This is a genomic window from Levilactobacillus suantsaii, from assembly GCF_014069315.1.
GTDB classification, from domain to species: domain Bacteria; phylum Bacillota; class Bacilli; order Lactobacillales; family Lactobacillaceae; genus Levilactobacillus; species Levilactobacillus suantsaii.
The window spans coordinates 1,833,639-1,849,897 of record NZ_CP059603.1 but is presented as its reverse complement, the minus strand read 5'-3'; the positions used below and the strand labels follow the sequence as shown (position 1 = coordinate 1,849,897).

The window sequence follows — 16,259 nt, the reverse complement described above, 5'->3', positions numbered from 1 at the left end:
CTAAATTGCCAACTAGTCCGTCAAGACTTCCTTTTCCTTATCCGCCGCAATGTCTTCGACGCCCTTGATGGCCTTGTCGGTTTCCTTTTGCACTTGGTCTTCCAACTGGTGCAGTTGGTCATCGGTGTAATCGCCAGACTTGTGGCCCTTCTTCAGACCGTCCATGGCTTCACGCCGCACATTGCGAACGGCGACTTTACCCTCTTCGGCCGTGGCCTTGACCTGCTTGGCGATTTCCTTACGGCGTTCCTCCGTCAATTGCGGAATGACCAACCGAATGGCCGAGCCATCATTGGACGGCGTGATACCGACGTCGGATTCCAAGATACCCTTTTCGATATTGTCCAGGGCGGACTTATCGAAAGGAGTGATCATCAGGACCCGTGGTTCCGGCACCGTAATAGATGCCACCTGGTTCAACGGTGTCGATTGGCCGTAATAATCGACCATGACCCGACTCAAGATGCTGGCGTTGGCCCGGCCAGCCCGAATCGTGCCTAATTCACGCTTTAAGGCGTCCTCGGCCTTCTTCATTTTACTTGCTGCTGTCGTAATTATCTGATCTGCCATCTGTCTTTACCCCTTACTGTAAACTGTCGTTCCAATGTTGGCCCCTTCAACGACCTTACGAATGTTGCCATCCTCATTGAGGTTGAAGACCACCACCGGAATATCATTATCCATGGAGAACGAACTGGCCGTCGTATCCATGACGTGTAAACCTTTATTGATAATATCCAGTTGCGTCAATTTATCAAACTTGACCGCATTCGGATCCTTCTTCGGATCGGCTGAATAAATGCCGTCCACGCCGTTCTTCGCCATCAAGATGGCGTCGGCGTTAATTTCTGCGGCCCGCAAAGCGGCCGTCGTGTCGGTCGAGAAGTACGGACTCCCCGTCCCTCCGGCAAAGATCACGACCCGTTTCTTTTCTAAGTGGCGAATCGCCTTCCGTCGGATATAAGGTTCGGCAATTTGTCGCATCTCAATCGACGTCTGCACGCGCGTTGGTACCCCAATGGATTCCAAGTTGTCTTGCAGTGCGAGCGCATTCATGATGGTGGCCAGCATCCCGATATAATCGGCCTGAGCCCGTTCCATGCCCATCTGAGAACCCGCAACGCCCCGCCACATGTTGCCACCACCGACAACAATTGCGATTTGGACTCCTAAGTTGTAGACGTCGCGAATTTCCTGAGCAACCGTCTTAATCACTGGTGGGTTGATCCCAAACCCCTTGTCACCGGCGAGGGCCTCACCACTAAGCTTTAACATGATGCGCTGATACTTTACGTCCGCCATTGCGTTTCCTCCTATTGTATTCTGAGAACAATTCTATCATATTCCCAGAGTTAGTGATAGTCGAGAACCGTGAATTCACGCAGTTCCCTTAAAAATCGGCTTATAAGAAAAGCGTAGCCCCCGTGAAGTGGCTACGCTTATTCCTCAAAAATTAACCGTTGATTTGGTCGTTAACTTCCTTGGCCAGGTCAACCGTTGGCTTTTCGATGCCTTCACCAACTTCGTACCGTACAAAGTTTACTAACTTACCGCCCTTGCTAGCCACAAATTGGCCCACAGTTTGGTCGCCATCCTTCACGAATGGTTGGTCAGCTAAGCTGATTTCGGATAAGAACTTGTGTAAACGGCCTTCGACCATCTTTTCGACGATCTTTTCTGGCTTACCTTCGTTCAGAGCTTCTTGCTTCAAAACTTCACGTTCGTGAGCCAACCGATCAGCCGGAATGTCGTCCTTGGAGACGAATTCTGGGTTGATGGCGGCGACGTGCATGGCCACATCCTTAGCCGTTGCTTCATCGGCACCGTCTAAGACCACAACGGCCGCGATTTGACCGCCTTGGTGTAAGTAAGCCCCGAAGACTTGATCGTCGGTCTTCTTGACCACAGCGAACCGACGCAATTGAACGTTTTCGCTGGTGACTTGCGTGGTCTTGATGATGGCGTCGTTCAAGGTTTCGCCATCAGCCGTCTTCAACGCTAAGGCAGCGTCCAAGTCAGCTGGTTGTTGCTTCGCAATGGTATCAGCCACCGTGTCAACTAAGCCGTTGAACGTGTCGTTAGTAGCCACGAAGTCGGTTTCGGAGTTAACTTCGATGATTGCAGCGGTGTTGCCCGCGATTTCTACCTTAGCTAAACCGTTGGCCGCAACGTTGCCACTCTTCTTCTTGGCCTTAGCAATCCCCTTTTCCCGCAGGAAATCGATTGCCTTGTCCATGTCGCCTTCGGAAGCAACTAAAGCCTTCTTCGCGTCCATCATGCCGACTTGCGTCTTATCACGTAATTCTTTAACTTGTGCCGCAGTAATCTTGCTTGCCATGTCTAATGGCCTCCTTTTATCATCAATCACGTTTACACCTAAAAAAGGCTGACTCAATCTCAGGCCATTAACGGTCCTTATTAAGCCAGCCTAAGGTGCTTTAAAGCGTATATTTGGAAAGTCCCGGATTGGGGACCCCGCATTTAATTAATTACTTGTTGTCGCCTTCAACGGCGTTCACGATGTCTTCCATGGGGTTGTCAGACTTAGCCTTATTATCCTTGGCAGCGTCATCCTTCTTAGTGAAAGTCTTTTCGTCAACTTGGTCTTCGCCTTGACGGCCTTCCACAATGGCATCAGCCATCGTTGAAGTGATCAAACGAACAGCCCGGATAGCGTCATCGTTAGATGGAATTACAACATCGATGTCGTCAGGGTCAGTGTTGGTATCAACCATGGCTACGATCGGGATGTTCAACTTTTGGGCTTCGTGGACCGCGATTTGTTCCTTGCGTGGGTCAACGATGAACAAGACGTCTGGTAACTTAGGCATGTCTTCGATACCGCCTAAGAACTGTTCCAACTTGTCTTGGGACTTCTTGAGTAAGGAAACTTCCTTCTTAGGTAAGACGTCAAACGTGCCGTCAGTACCCATCTTCTTCAAGTCCTTCAGACGCTTGATCCGCGTTTGAATGGTTTCCCAGTTCGTCAAAGTTCCACCTAACCAACGGTGGTTAACGTAGAATTGGCCAGCCCGCGTTGCTTCTTCTTCGATGGAGTCTTGTGCTTGCTTCTTAGTCCCTACGAACAGAACGACCGCACCCTTAGATGCTTCCGTCTTCATGTAGTTGTAAGCTGCATCGATTAACTTCACCGTCTTTTGCAAGTCGATGATGTAGATGCCGTTCCGTTCCGTGAAGATGTATTGCTTCATCTTCGGGTTCCAACGACGCGTTTGGTGACCAAAGTGGACACCGGCTTCAAGCAATTGTTTCATTGAAATAACAGCCATGATAAAATGCCTCCAAATAGTTTTTGATTTCCTCCCCCACGCTCAGTTGGTCGCGGAACTCTTAACGAGCACCCCCGCGACCATCACGCGAGGTGTGAATTGGCGCATACGCACCGACAATTATTATACAAAACCCCCACCCTAAACACAAGGTAAAAGAATGAAAACTTTAGAAAAAATTGGCTTTCGCCTAGAGATATGATACACTGCTAGGGAACTTAGACAGGAGGAACTGCACATGATAAAAGCGGTCGTCTTTGATGTTGATGACACGCTCTATGACCAAAAGGCGCCGTTCGTCGCCGCCTTAGCACCCATCATTCAACTACCAACCAGCTTCGATTTGACCCGGACGTTTCAGGCGTACCGGCGGCAAAGTGGTCAACTGACCAAATCCTTTTTGAGCCGTAAAAATATAGCGGAGTGGGAGGTAACTCGCCTCAACACGGCCCTGCACGCACAGGACTTACCACCGGTAACGCCGGAAGCGGCGGCGGCCTTTCAGGACGCTTACACTCATAAACTCCAGCACATCGCACTTTTTCCAGGCTTAGCCACCGTCTTAAACCGACTCAAAGCCCAATATCAGCTGGGCATCATTACTAACGGTCAGACCGATTATCAATTGGCCAAGGTCATGCGCTTGCATATGCAACGTTGGATCGACCGGCAAACGATTCTGACTTCAGAAGAAGCCGGTGTCGCTAAACCGGATCCCCAAATCTTTACCATGATGAATCGACGCTTGAACTTGCGGGCGAGCGAAATCGTCTACGTGGGCGACTGCTACAGCCTGGATATCCGGGCCGCTAAGCAAGCCGGTTGGCAGGCTTTTTGGTTCAACCATCGCAACTTTGAGATTCCGGATGGGGATTGGACACCCGACCAAACCGTGGAAAGTCCAGCTGAGCTTCAGCAACTACTACTCGCGCTGACTGGCGTGGCTCAACTCTAATTGAAACCTAAAGCAGGTCAGGACCGTAACGGTTCTGACCTGCTTTTTTAGTTTATTGAGGAGTCGCCAAATTAAAACGTCACTTCATTATCCGCTTTACCAGTCTCAATCAATTGTCGATTATTATTCAACGCATACTGCACCATATTTTTAACGGCCGTCCGGGTGTAAAAGGCAATGTGGGGACTGACCAAAACGTTATCGCGCTTCATCAAGTTCTTCAAACGTTCGTCCGGAATGTTGTCGAAACTCCCGAAGTCCGTGTTGAAGATGCCAACTTCGTTTTCGTAAACGTCAAGAGCCGCACCGGCGACCTTGCCACTATCGAGCGCCGCAATCAGCGCATCCGTGTCGATCAAGGCCCCCCGGGCTGGGTTCAAGATCCACACACCATCCTTCATCTTCGCAAAGGCGTCCGCGTTCAACATCTTATTGTTGTCCTTGGTTGCCGGTGCGTGCAGGGAGATAACATCCGCTTGGGCGTACAACTCATCCAAGGTGTCCACGTAAATCCCCTGTTTTTCTAATTCCGGATTATGAAAAACATCGTAGGCAATCACCTTGGCCCCAAAACCTTGGTAAATCTTCAAAGCGGCGCGTCCGATCCGCCCCGTGGCCACGATACCGACGGTCATTGAATTCAATTCGTCGGCGATGTCTGGTGCCCACCGCAGGTCACCTTGGGCCTGCTTCCGGTCAAACGTTGGGGTCCGGCGCAATAGGCGCAGTAATTCCGTAACCGTAAATTCCGCAATGGCTGCTGGGGAATAGGCCGGAACGTTAGTGACCTTGAAGCCGTTGCGTTTCACGGCCTCGGCATCCACGTTATCGACCCCCACGTTTCGTAAGGACAGGTTCGTCACGCCATTAGCGGCGAGTTGGTCCAAAACAGCCGCGGTATAAGGTTTCTGTTGATAAACCACTGCTCCGTCATACCCTTTGGCTAAAGCCGCCGTTTCCTCGTCTAACAACGCTGAAACTGCCTTAACCTCGATTCCTTGGGCTTGCGACCACTGGTCTAAGTATGGTCGTTCGTCATCCCGGATTCCATAAGCAATAATTTTCACAGTCGTTTCCTCCTTAAGTAATTTGTCCTTCTATGTGTACCAATGGTTCGCTCCTATCTTACCACAACCGCTTCCAAACGACGCTATCTTCACCTGAACTAGATTGCATGCTAACCAAACATCCCCCACAATCAGCCATGGGGCACCTAACTTTCCAAAGTCACCCCGTGAGCCGCCAGGTATCGTAGTTTTCGTTGTCGCGACTGGTGTTTGAAGGCCCACTCTGCGTGCAAAGCCGCATGTTTCGTGGTAAAGGCTTCTTGGTACAAGACCCGTACCGGCCGGTGGGAACGGGTGTATTTGGCCCCTTTACCGGCCAAATGAGTGGCAAAGCGCTTCGCCACGTTGGTGGTAAAGCCACCGTAAAGCGACCGGTCTGCACATAATAACACGTAAAAATAGTAAGTTTGCTCAATCGCCATATAACAGTCGCCCCACTTCTGCGGTATACTCTCCCGCCGCCGTATACACTAGCAACGGCGCTAAGAATCGAAGACCGCCGGATTTGCCATCCTTGATGGCTTCAACTAAGACCATGTTGGCTTCCTTGCCTGGCTTGGGGTGAACGAGCCGAATCCGCTTGGGTGCCAGTCGGTGGGCTTGCATCAGTTGAAGCAGTTCTAACAGGCGGTCCGGACGATGCACAAAGTAGGCCTTCCCGTTCATCTTCAGTAGATCACTCGTGGTCGCGACCACCGTTTCTAGTGTGGTGGTGATTTCGTGGCGCGCAATGGCCAAATAGCGGTTCGGGTTCTTCTGACTATCCGGTGAATCCGCGAAGTACGGCGGGTTACAAGTCACCACGTCCGTTGAATCTTTGGGGATCCACTGTGTCACATCGGCCAAATCACCCTGGTAGACTGGCATCCGTGCCGTTAAGCCGTTCAGCGCTACACTGCGATTAGCCATATCGGCTAATCGCGGCTGAAGTTCCACCTCGCTAATGGTCCCCTTCGTTTTATGACTCATAAATAACCCCACGGCCCCGTTGCCGGCACACAGATCCACCGTGTGACTACTGGTTTTTAAGGGAAGCCGGGCAAAGTCCGCGAGGAGCACGGCGTCCAGTGAGAATGCAAACACGTCGGGACTTTGAATAATTTGAATGTCCTGACTATACAACTGGTCGACGCGTTCACCCGGACGTAAATTTGGTGCTGTCATTTAAACCCCTCATCCTTTCAAAACATGCGAGATCACTTGCAACGGCGCTCCTTTTTTTGCATACTAGATAAATAGAGTCGCGTTGCGAGAGGAGTGCGTCATACATGTTCTATTCGTTTTTACGCGGTCTGGTTCGCGTCTTACTAGCGATTGTTAACGGCCGCGCAACCTACCTACACCGTGAAGACTTACCAACTGGGCCCTATATCCTGGTGGGGCCACACCGAACCTGGTTTGACCCCGTCTACTTTGCACTGGGCGCCAGTCCCCGGAAATTTAGCTTCATGGCGAAGGAAGAGTTATTCCAAAATCCAATTTTACGATGGATTTTGCGTCATGCCAATGCTTTTCCGGTAAATCGTGATAATCCGGGACCATCGGTGATTAAAACGCCGGTCCGGACTCTGCGTCAGGGCGACCTGTCGCTCATCATTTTCCCGTCTGGTAGTCGGCATTCTGCCGAACTTAAAGGCGGGGCCGCCGTCATCGCCAAGATGGCGAAGGTGCCATTGATCCCAACCGTTTATCAGGGACCGTTAACGTTTAAGCAATTATTTTCCCGGCACCGCGTCACCATCGCTTACGGTAAACCCATTACCATCGATCGCAAGTTAAAGTTAGACGAGGCGGGGCAAGCGCAGATCGAGCAACAAATGCAGCAAGCCTTTGACCAACTCGACCAGGAAATCAACCCAAACTTCCACTACGTCGATGTAACGGGCAAAAAACACAAGCAAGAGTAATCAAAAACGACCGGAGAATCTTCCGGTCGTTTTTTTGTCATCACCATTACTGATGCGCGGCGTTTTGTAATTGAATCATGTCGTAGTAGTAGCCGTGTTGCTGCATCAGACTCGCGTTGGTCCCCCGCTCCACGATGCAGCCCTGATGTAAGACCAGGATCAAATCTGCGTTTTGGATGGTGGACAAGCGGTGTGCGATGGCGACGGTCGTTCGGTTTTCCTGGATACGACTCAAACCGGTCTGAATCATGGTCTCGGTCTCCGTATCTACGTTTGCCGTCGCCTCATCCAAAATCAAAATTTTAGGGTCGGTGACCACAGTTCGAGCAAAGGTAATCAGCTGTCGCTGTCCCGCCGAGTATTCGGTCCCCCGTTCCAGCACGGGCGTGGCGTACTTCTGCGGCAGGCGCTCAATAAAGTCATCGGCTTGGACGAACTTGGCGGCCTGTTCCACCTGGCTATCCGTAATCTGCGGGTTAAACATCCGGATATTACTCTGGATATCCCCGTAAAATAGTTGTGGCTCCTGCAACACTAAGCCCATCTTGGCCCGCAATTCAGCCGCTGGGTAATCCCGGATGTCCCGGTCATCAATGAGTACTTGCCCGCCTTGAAACTCGTAGAAGCGCATCAGTACGTTAATGGTCGAGGTCTTTCCCGACCCAGTTTCACCCACGAGGGCCACTGTCTGGCCGGGTTCCACCACGAACGACACGTCTTTTAACACCGGATGGTCCTGGTCGTAAGCGAAGGTCACGTGCCGAAATTCAACTTTACCGCGCGTAATCTTCGCGTTGGTGTCCGCGTTGGGATTTTGTGCTGGTGCCAGGGTCCGGTCATCGAGGATCCGCATGACCCGGGAACCAGCGACCATCCCGTTTTGAAAATCACTCAAACTATCCATCATTTGACTCATCGGACTATAAAAGTTGTTCAGGTAAGTGATGAACGCGTAGACGACCCCGGCAGCTACAATTTGGTGCATCCCGCGGAGGCCAAAGAGGCCCAAAACGACGACCGTACCTAACGCGTAAAACAGATTAATCATGGGGCTCAAGAGGAGCGAATTGGTCCGAATCATGGCCCGTCGCGTCCCGTAGTAGGCGCGATTGGTCTTTTCAAAGCCCTTCGACATCCGGTGTTCCTGGCGAAATTCTTGAATCACGGTAATCCCGGTAATGGCTTCACTGAGCTTCGTATTCAGCTCACTCAAGCGTTCCCGCATGCGGCGGTAGACTCGAGAACTGAAGCGTTGATAGTACCAAATCACCCAAAATAGAAACGGGATTAAGATTAACGTCGCCAAGGCCACGGTCCAATCGGTCGCCGCCATCGCGGCAAACGATGAAATCACGGCAAAAATCGCTAAAATCAACGTGTTCAGTAACGCCCAGAAATTGGAAAAGGTCATGGTATCGTTCATTAACCGCGATAGAATGGAGCCCCCTGGAGTTTGGTCAAAGTAGCGCATCCCCTTGCCGTGCAAATCGGCAAACATCTTGCGCCGGACACTTTCAAGCATGTACTCGGCACCCATGGTACTCGTGTAATTTTGCCAAAACTGGGTCACGGCTCGCATCACCATCCCCAAGAAATAGAGTCCGGCAAACAGCCACATAATGGCTAGCGTTGCGGAGCCGTTACGCAAATAACGGTCCATGTAGGTTTGCAGTAACCAGGGTAAGAGGACGTTGATACCACTGATAATGGCCGATAAAATCACCGACCCGATAAAGAACCACTTATACGGGGCGGCAAATTTCAGCAAGCGACCGATCACGGTCAGTTGCTCCTTGGTGGTCATACTGTGAGCCCACGCAGATTCATGCGCTTTAACGGCCATTGGACGTTCCTCCTTTCACCCGTGTTTCTAGTTGTTGTTCCGTAAACATCTCGGCGTACCAGCCCTGAGCCGCCATCAAGTCATCGTGGGTCCCCCGTTCAACAATGTGACCGTGGTCTAACACGATGATTTCATCAGCGTTCATCACTGAACTCAACCGGTGCGCCGAAATGATCGTGGTTTTATCGGCTCGTTCGGCGCGTAAGTTGGCCAAGATTTTGGTCTCGGTCTCCGCATCGACGGCGGATAAGGCATCGTCTAAAATCAGAAGTTCCGGATTGATCAATAAGGCCCGGGCAATCGCCAACCGCTGTCGTTGCCCTCCAGACAGAGAGATACCCTCTTCACCGACCTGGGTATCATACCCCTCCGGTAATTGGTCGATTTGATGGGCCAAATCACTCTTTTGAGCCGCCGCCACGACTTCGGCTTGAGTGGCGTTAGCCTTGGCGAAGCGAATATTTTCAAAGACCGTATCGGAAAATAAAAAACTTTCCTGCGGCACGTACCCGATAGCCGGTAGGTAGCTGTCGAGTGCGTAATCTTTGATTGGATGGCCACCGAATTTAATTTCACCGGTGTACTGGTCAAATTCCCGTAAAATCAGCTTCATAATGGTTGATTTTCCGGAACCGACCCGCCCAACGAGACCCAATGTGTGCCCCGCCGCCAGGTCAAAATCGATCTGATGCAAACTGGTCTGCGTGTCGTTGGGGTAATTAAAGGTCGCCACGTGATAATTCAGTGCCCCCCGTGGTCGGGTGGCAATCCCGTCCGTCCGGTCGATAATCTGACTCTTTTGGTCCAGAAGTTCCATGACCCGATCATAACTGGCATTGCCCCGTTCCATAGTATTGAAGAGCATCCCAACCGCAAACATTGGCCACACCATCATCGCCAGGTAGCTAATGAAAGAAACCAAATTTCCAATCGTAATGGTGCCGTGCAGCACAAAGAGGCCCCCTAAGACGATGGTCGCCACGTAAGAAATGGAAATAATCAGCGTGATGGCCGGGTCGAACAACGAATCGAGTCGGTTCACGTGCCGGTTGATGTCGATGGTCCGAGCGATCTGTTGATTATAGTCATCGACATCGGCCTGGTCCTGGCCCAAAGCCTTAATGCCCTTGATACCACTGATACTTTCCTGTGCCTTATTATTCAAGCGCGAAAAAGCCGCCTGGGATTGGCCAAACGCCCGGTGAATCTTTTGCCCCAAAATCCAGGAGACAATCGCCAGGAACGGGAATGGTACCACGGCCAATAACGTCAAACGCCAATTGATCAAGGCCATCATAGCGATCAACTTGGTGCCACCGGTAATGATGGCATCAGCAAACTGCAAGATCCCCCCACCGGCGACCCGTTGGACGGCTTCCAAGTCGTTAGTGGCGTGAGCCATCAAATCTCCGGTGCGGTAACGTTGATAAAAGGTCCGGTCCATGCGCATAAAGTGCTGAAAGAGCCGGTCCCGTAAAAGTTGTTCCAACCGAGCCGCCCCGCCCCAGATGGCCGTTCGCCACATGTACCGACTGCCATACTGGGCTAACGCTGCCCCTGCAACTAGGAGTAAGTCTACGGCCAGCAACGACCCCGTCATGGTACGGCCGTGAATACTATCGACCATGTTCCCGATGATGCGGGGAGGAATGATGGCAATAATGGCTGTTAAGAGCAGGCCGAGGACTCCAATCGTATAGCGCCGCCATTCTAGCCGAAAATACCACATTAGTTTTTTAAAGATTGTCAAGCGGCATCCCTCCTAAGATTAGAATTCAATTAAAATTATATGATGATGGCTCTCATAAGTCTAGCCAACACCCGTAAAAAGGCCATTAAAAAACTCATCGCCCAAAAGTGCTGGCGACGAGTCGGAAGTTGACCGCTTACTTCTTCTTATTGCTGTTACGAGCTTGCTGTTGCATGGCGGTCATCATCTGATGAAGTTTCCGTTGCGACGGCTTCTGTCCCATCTGTAACATCATGACCCGTAATTGGTCTTCGTTAATAGGCGGATTGTCTCTTAAATATTTTTCCATGTATTTGCGCGCCCCGTAGAAACCTGCTAAAGCACCGGCAAGCCCGACGACGATCACAATCAGAATCCAAATTCCAGTTGACAAGACATTTCCCTCCCTTATAAAAGCATTCACTATGTAATTCTACACAACCTGCGAACAAAATAAAAGAGTGAATCTCCAAAAAGACCCACTCTCGTTAGTTAATCGTCCCGTAAGCCCTTATCACGTTGAATGCGGCGAACTTTTTCGGGAGTAACTTCCTTCCCGTTCTTGTCGTAGACCTGCATCATTTCAACCTGACTCCGGAAGCTTTGGCGAAAGAGCTTCAAGTATTGTTGCCGTAAATCGGCACGCTCGGATTTCTCCGCTGCGGTCAGTCCCGTGGACTTGGCTTTGTGGGCCAATTCATTGATGCGCGCCAGCAACGGCGTCATCGCGTCTTCTGCCATGAAACACCCACGCTCCTTTCGTTTAAAGTACGTTATTTGAGTTAAGGTTTCAAAACATCCCTTATCATATCAGGGTTATTTTCAGAATTCAACTGATTTAGCCGAACATCTGTTTGAAAATGACCGCTAGCTATGCTAGAATTGGGGTAAATTCAACTATGACTGACGAACGAGGTGGTACACAATGACTAAAGCTTCTGAAAGTAAACAAATCGCCGTCTTACGGTTTATCTGGGAACGCGTTAACGAGAAGGGTTACCCACCGACCGTTCGTGAAATCGGCGAGGCCGTGGCGCTGTCGTCAACGTCCACGGTCCATGGCCACATCGCCCGCCTAGAAAAAAAGGGCTTCTTGATTAAAGACCCCACGAAACCCCGGGCCCTCGAAGTGACCCCCGCGGGCCTCGAGGAATTAGGCGTGCACGAACAACAAACGCAAATTCCTGTTTTGGGTACCGTCACTGCTGGGACCCCCATTCTAGCGGTCCAGGAAGCCACGGACTATTTCCCGGTTCCCCCAGAATTTGAAAACAGCGAAGATCAGCTCTTCATGCTGACTATCCGGGGCGAGAGTATGATCAACATCGGCATTTTGAATGGTGACCAAGTCATCGTTCGTCGCCAGCAAACCGCAGACAACGGCGATATTGTCATTGCCATGACCGAAGAAAATGAAGCCACGTGCAAGCGTTTCTTTAAGGAAGCTGACCACTACCGGCTCCAACCGGAAAACGACACTATGGCGCCCATCATCTTGAACCAGGTTACCGTCCTGGGTAAAGTCGTTGGCCTGTTCCGCGACGACGTTCACTAACTATCGTTCAACCAAAAGAGTCTGAGAAAATTTTCTCAGACTCTTTTTACGCTCTGTTTTTAATTAACACCTTAAATAACTTCACCTTCATACCGACTGACCGGTAACGTTTCAAAGTCATAAGTTGCCAGGTCTTCGGCTTGTGTCAGGTAAGACTGAGCCCCCTGGGCCAGCATCAAGTTAACGTTATTGTCCTTTTCGTGAAGCAAGACAATTGGTGTTTGGCTGTGGAAAGCGTACCCGATTTCAAAGGCCGTTCCAGAATCTACCTGGTCATCGACAAAATCTGCCAAGGCCACCACAACATCGGCCTGGTCGATCTGATCGATATCCATCTTAAAGGTCCGGTCGCACCATTCAGGCGTCCCCATGGTTACGTCCCGTAATTCGTTCAACCGAGGACTGAAGACCCGGCCCACCTTCGGGTTAGCAGCCAAAGCCTTTTCGGCGCGGCCAATGCGTTCGAGTTGCTCGTCATCAAAAAATGGTCCTGCTAAATAAATGTTGGTCACAATTAATCTCCTCGTTTTCTCTTAAGTGCTTTTTATTATAGCGAAAAAATTAACTTTTAGCGACTATTTTTTCTGAAATGTCCGTTATTTCTTATTAAATTCGTTATGCGGTTCGTCAGTGAGTTCGGCCCCACTAAGCTTCCATTCGGTGCCGATATTGACGCTGTTGATGTTGTCGTCCTGCCAAATAATACGGAGCCGAGTCAGCGCCCACCGCCAATTGGACGTCCTGGCCATTGTTCGGTAACTGTTGTTGGAACAGTTCCTCATATTCGGCCACACTCACCGCACGCCGGTCAGCCAATAACGTCGTCAGCGCGGCATCATCGAAGCCCCGTTGGTAGTCAGGCTGAAGAACGCCACTATAAAATTCACCTTCGGCACCGGAGCCGTAACTGAAACAGCCGATGCGATCACCAGCACGTAAATCCCCATGGCGCCACAACGATAAGAGACTTAGATATAACGACCCGGTATAGAGGTTACCGACATTGCGATTATCCAGTTGACTGGCCTCAAAGGCCGCCGTCAACTCTTGCTGGTGCGCCGCACTGGCTTCGGGGAGGACTTGGCGTAAGCCTTTCCGTCCCATTTTAGTAAAGGGTAAATGAAACGCCAGGGCCGCAAAATCCGCAATCGTTCGCCCCGTCTGCTGCTGATACGCCGTCCAGGTCTGCTTAAAGAAGTCTAAGTACACGTTAGTGGAGTACCGGCCGTCGACCAGGGCTTCGGTCCGATCCAACGGCCGCCAAAAGTCCATTACGTCGGCCGTATGGTAAGCACTCTGCGCATCTAACGCCATGATCTGCGGATCTGCGCTAACCAACATAGCCACGGCACCGCCACCCTGAGTCACTTCACCGGGCGTCCGCAAACCATAACGGGCGATGTCGGCCCCAATTACAAGCACTAAGGCGTCCGGGTGAGCCCGGACGTAATCGGCCGCTAGCTGTAAACCAGCGGTGGCCCCATAGCAGGCCTGTTTCAGTTCAATGGCCCGCGTATCCGCAGCTAGGTTTAATAGGTGCGCCAAATAGACCGCCGTGGCCTTCGAATTATCCACGCCAGATTCTGTCCCGAACAGTACCATTTTAATCCGGGAACGGTCTTCTGGCCGTAAAATCTGGGTTGCCGCGTTGGCTGCCATGGTCACGACATCTTGGGTCGGTGGAATCACCGCTTGTTTATCTTGGCCGATACCCACGTGATACTTCGCCGGATCTTCTCCCCGTGCAAGGGCTAAGTCCGTCATCTCTAAATACAACCGCGGGGTGTAAAACCCTACCCGATCAATTCCCACTTTTAGTTCGGACATCTCGTTCATTTCCTCCTTGCGTACGCAATCATTGAGAACAACTTTACCATTTTCAATGCTGTTTCGGCAAGGTACGAAAATTGTAGGTTACAACTAATAAGTTATTTAATGCTGTTAGACCGCTTTTTGCTAATTACAACCGTATTAGACTTTACCCTTTTCTAACTTTTTTAGTACGTCCAACAACGCTTGGTGTTGAGCCGACGTCACCTGCGGATATTGGGGATTCAATTCTGCTAAATTGTCAGCCAAAATCGTCGCGACTAATAACCGGGCCGTGGGCTTATCGTCGGCCGGAATGATGTACCAGGGCTGCTTCTCCGTGGCTGTATGGGCCAACATCTGGGTATAAGCCGTCTGGTAATCATCCCAGTAACGCCGTTCCTTCAGGTCGGCCGGATCGAACTTCCAGTTTTTTTCCGGTAAGGCCAACCGTTTGGCCAATCGGCTCGTTTGCTCGTTTTTCGACAAGTGTAAAAAGAACTTGTAGGTGACAATTCCTTGATGGCGCAGGTATTGTTCATAATGGCGTAGATCCTTGTAACGCCGCTTAAAGAACTTAGCCGTCACGTCTTCTGCTTGGGTAATCCCTGGTAAATGTTGGCCGACCAAAATTTCCGGGTGCACCCGACTGATCAAGACGTCTTCGTACTGGGAACGATTGAAGATGGCAATTTTTCCTCGTTCGGGTAACGCTTGGTTCACCCGCCATAAAAAGTCGTGTTGCAAGTCGACCGAGGTCGGTTGCTTGAAACTTTCGACCTGCGTCCCCGACGGATTCAAACCACTAAAAACGTGGCGGATCAAACCATCCTTGCCGGCCGTATCCATTCCCTGTAGAATCACGACGACCCCGGTCTGCTTTTGGGCAAACAGCCGTCGTTGCAAATTCTGCAAGTCCGGTAGCGCCCCTTCCCGTTGCTCATCCGCTTTAGCGGCCACCTCATGTGTCGACCACTGTGCCAAATCTAACCCTGGTTGGCCAGTATACCGATACGCTGTTAAATCCATACCACCCATCTCCTTTGCTTCACCATACCATGTTTCGGCCGTCCATTAATCGCATTTCCTTTAGTAAAACGTCTTACGTCCGCACAATGCCAGCAAAACCTTAGCGTTCCAGTAACTGAGTTGCTATACTGAATGTGTACCCTAATGTCGATAAAGAGGAGTCTCAACTATGAAAAAAATTACCGCTTATTTTGTCCGTCACGGCCAAACCATGTTGAACCACTACAATAAGGTTCAGGGGTGGATCGATTCCCCTCTCACCGCTAAGGGACGGGCTGATGCTAAGCGCGCCGGGGAACAACTCAAAAATATCCCTTTTACCGCTGCTTACAGCAGTGACTCTGGCCGCGCCATTGAAACGGCCCATATCGCTCTCCGACAAAATCCTGCTAATATGAACATCGTCCAGTACCAGTACCCCGAATTCCGCGAACAATGCCACGGCTATTTTGAAGGCAACGATCTCAACCAGATGTGGCAGTTCGTTGGTGCGCAAGTCAAATTGACGTCAGAATCCGACGTATTGGGCACGTATGGTCTGGAGAAGGCTCGGGATTTGATTCACCAAGCCGACCTATACGGGGAAGCCGAAGACAACGCGATGTTTTGGAAACGGTTAGACCGCGGTTTCGATAAGCTCCGGGCCAATTCTAAAGACGGCGACGAAGTCCTGGTGGTCTCCCACGGGATGACGATTCGATCCATCATCGATCGTTACGCGCCCGACCTCGATACGGGAGTCGCAACCGCCAACGGGAGTATCACTAAATTAGAGATTACCGATGACGATATTCACGTTGACTTCTTCAACAAGTTAGATTTCCAATCCTAATCCCATTTGAAAGGGGGTCCCTTTGATGAAAAAAATTCACCGGTCTGCTAGCAACCGGTATTTGGCCGGTGTCGTGGGCGGACTCGCCCGCTATTTCGATTGGAACACGACTTTGGCCCGCGTGATCTTCGTAATACTGGCCCTAATGCCGGTCTTTCCCGGAATCTTGGTCTACCTGATCCTCTGGATGGTCATGGGCGACCCGGACTAACTAACAGGGCTGCATGATTCGTTACCTACCAC

At 50.8% G+C, this 16,259-nt stretch carries 19 protein-coding genes; 5 read left to right on the top strand and 14 right to left on the bottom strand.

Annotated elements, in window-relative coordinates; all coding sequences use genetic code 11:
- Positions 1-12: 12 nt before the first annotated feature.
- From frr to rpsB, 4 genes are all read right to left on the bottom strand, one after another.
- Positions 13-570, bottom strand: coding sequence for a ribosome recycling factor (gene frr / locus H3M12_RS08585; protein ID WP_129031542.1), 558 nt, complete (start codon positions 568-570; stop codon positions 13-15).
- Between the two features lie 6 nt (positions 571-576).
- Positions 577-1,302 carry a UMP kinase gene (gene pyrH / locus H3M12_RS08580; protein ID WP_129031543.1) on the bottom strand — a complete coding sequence of 242 codons (726 nt, stop codon included), beginning with the start codon at positions 1,300-1,302 and terminating at the stop codon, positions 577-579.
- Between the two features lie 151 nt (positions 1,303-1,453).
- Complete coding sequence (gene tsf, locus H3M12_RS08575) at positions 1,454-2,338, bottom strand: translation elongation factor Ts (protein ID WP_129031544.1); 885 nt, start codon at positions 2,336-2,338, stop codon at positions 1,454-1,456.
- 151 nt (positions 2,339-2,489) lie between these two features.
- Complete coding sequence (gene rpsB / locus H3M12_RS08570) at positions 2,490-3,290, bottom strand: 30S ribosomal protein S2 (RefSeq protein WP_129031545.1); 801 nt, start codon at positions 3,288-3,290, stop codon at positions 2,490-2,492.
- A gap of 238 nt (positions 3,291-3,528) precedes the next feature.
- Between rpsB and H3M12_RS08565 the strand changes: the two genes are divergently transcribed.
- Positions 3,529-4,245, top strand: a complete 717-nt coding sequence (locus H3M12_RS08565) for an HAD family hydrolase (protein WP_182150626.1) — start codon at positions 3,529-3,531, stop codon at positions 4,243-4,245.
- A 71-nt stretch (positions 4,246-4,316) separates the two neighbouring features.
- On the opposite strand, the gene H3M12_RS08560 is transcribed toward H3M12_RS08565, so the two are convergent.
- The 3 genes from H3M12_RS08560 to H3M12_RS08550 all read right to left on the bottom strand — a co-directional run bounded on the left by H3M12_RS08560 (position 4,317) and on the right by H3M12_RS08550 (position 6,476).
- Positions 4,317-5,312 (bottom strand): D-2-hydroxyacid dehydrogenase, encoded by a 996-nt coding sequence (locus H3M12_RS08560; RefSeq protein WP_129031547.1) that lies wholly within the window; start codon positions 5,310-5,312, stop codon positions 4,317-4,319.
- A 146-nt stretch (positions 5,313-5,458) separates the two neighbouring features.
- The gene (locus tag H3M12_RS08555) at positions 5,459-5,734 is read right to left on the bottom strand and encodes a GIY-YIG nuclease family protein (RefSeq protein ID WP_129031548.1); all 276 of its coding nucleotides are present in this window, start codon (positions 5,732-5,734) and stop codon (positions 5,459-5,461) included.
- Entirely contained in the window at positions 5,724-6,476 is a 753-nt protein-coding gene (locus H3M12_RS08550) for a tRNA1(Val) (adenine(37)-N6)-methyltransferase (RefSeq protein WP_129031549.1), read from the bottom strand. Before H3M12_RS08550 ends, H3M12_RS08555 begins: the two co-directional genes overlap by 11 nt.
- A 104-nt stretch (positions 6,477-6,580) precedes the next feature.
- On the opposite strand from H3M12_RS08550, the gene H3M12_RS08545 reads away from it, so the two are divergent.
- On the top strand, positions 6,581-7,219 hold the full coding sequence (locus H3M12_RS08545; RefSeq protein ID WP_129031550.1) for a lysophospholipid acyltransferase family protein: 639 nt from the start codon (positions 6,581-6,583) through the stop codon (positions 7,217-7,219).
- Between the two features lie 46 nt (positions 7,220-7,265).
- Here the strand turns inward: H3M12_RS08545 and H3M12_RS08540 are convergent, their stop codons facing one another.
- The 4 genes from H3M12_RS08540 to H3M12_RS08525 form a co-directional block, all read right to left on the bottom strand.
- Positions 7,266-9,062 (bottom strand): ABC transporter ATP-binding protein, encoded by a 1,797-nt coding sequence (locus H3M12_RS08540; protein WP_129031551.1) that lies wholly within the window; start codon positions 9,060-9,062, stop codon positions 7,266-7,268.
- A complete protein-coding gene (locus H3M12_RS08535) occupies positions 9,052-10,812 on the bottom strand; it encodes an ABC transporter ATP-binding protein (RefSeq protein ID WP_129031552.1) in 1,761 nt (586 codons plus the stop codon). Before H3M12_RS08535 ends, H3M12_RS08540 begins: the two co-directional genes overlap by 11 nt.
- Positions 10,813-10,948: 136 nt before the next feature.
- Positions 10,949-11,185: a YneF family protein gene (locus tag H3M12_RS08530; RefSeq protein ID WP_129031553.1), complete on the bottom strand. Its 237-nt coding sequence runs from the start codon at positions 11,183-11,185 to the stop codon at positions 10,949-10,951.
- A 98-nt stretch (positions 11,186-11,283) separates the two neighbouring features.
- Positions 11,284-11,532, bottom strand: a complete 249-nt coding sequence (locus H3M12_RS08525; RefSeq protein WP_129031554.1) for a DUF896 domain-containing protein — start codon at positions 11,530-11,532, stop codon at positions 11,284-11,286.
- 184 nt (positions 11,533-11,716) lie between these two features.
- On the opposite strand from H3M12_RS08525, the gene lexA reads away from it, so the two are divergent.
- Positions 11,717-12,346, top strand: coding sequence for a transcriptional repressor LexA (gene lexA / locus H3M12_RS08520; RefSeq protein ID WP_129031555.1), 630 nt, complete (start codon positions 11,717-11,719; stop codon positions 12,344-12,346).
- A gap of 71 nt (positions 12,347-12,417) precedes the next feature.
- Here lexA and H3M12_RS08515 read toward each other — a convergent pair whose 3' ends face one another.
- The 3 genes from H3M12_RS08515 to H3M12_RS08505 form a co-directional block, all read right to left on the bottom strand.
- A complete protein-coding gene (locus H3M12_RS08515; protein ID WP_129031556.1) occupies positions 12,418-12,858 on the bottom strand; it encodes a nucleoside 2-deoxyribosyltransferase in 441 nt (146 codons plus the stop codon).
- A gap of 133 nt (positions 12,859-12,991) precedes the next feature.
- Entirely contained in the window at positions 12,992-14,173 is a 1,182-nt protein-coding gene (locus tag H3M12_RS08510; RefSeq protein WP_129031557.1) for a hydroxymethylglutaryl-CoA synthase, read from the bottom strand.
- A 144-nt stretch (positions 14,174-14,317) separates the two neighbouring features.
- Complete coding sequence (locus tag H3M12_RS08505; protein WP_129031558.1) at positions 14,318-15,184, bottom strand: PPK2 family polyphosphate kinase; 867 nt, start codon at positions 15,182-15,184, stop codon at positions 14,318-14,320.
- 169 nt (positions 15,185-15,353) lie between these two features.
- Here H3M12_RS08505 and H3M12_RS08500 point away from each other — a divergent pair, with 169 nt between their 5' ends.
- Positions 15,354-16,016 carry a histidine phosphatase family protein gene (locus tag H3M12_RS08500; RefSeq protein WP_129031559.1) on the top strand — a complete coding sequence of 221 codons (663 nt, stop codon included), beginning with the start codon at positions 15,354-15,356 and terminating at the stop codon, positions 16,014-16,016.
- 25 nt (positions 16,017-16,041) lie between these two features.
- Positions 16,042-16,227 (top strand): PspC domain-containing protein, encoded by a 186-nt coding sequence (locus tag H3M12_RS08495; RefSeq protein ID WP_129031560.1) that lies wholly within the window; start codon positions 16,042-16,044, stop codon positions 16,225-16,227.
- Positions 16,228-16,259 lie beyond the last annotated feature (32 nt).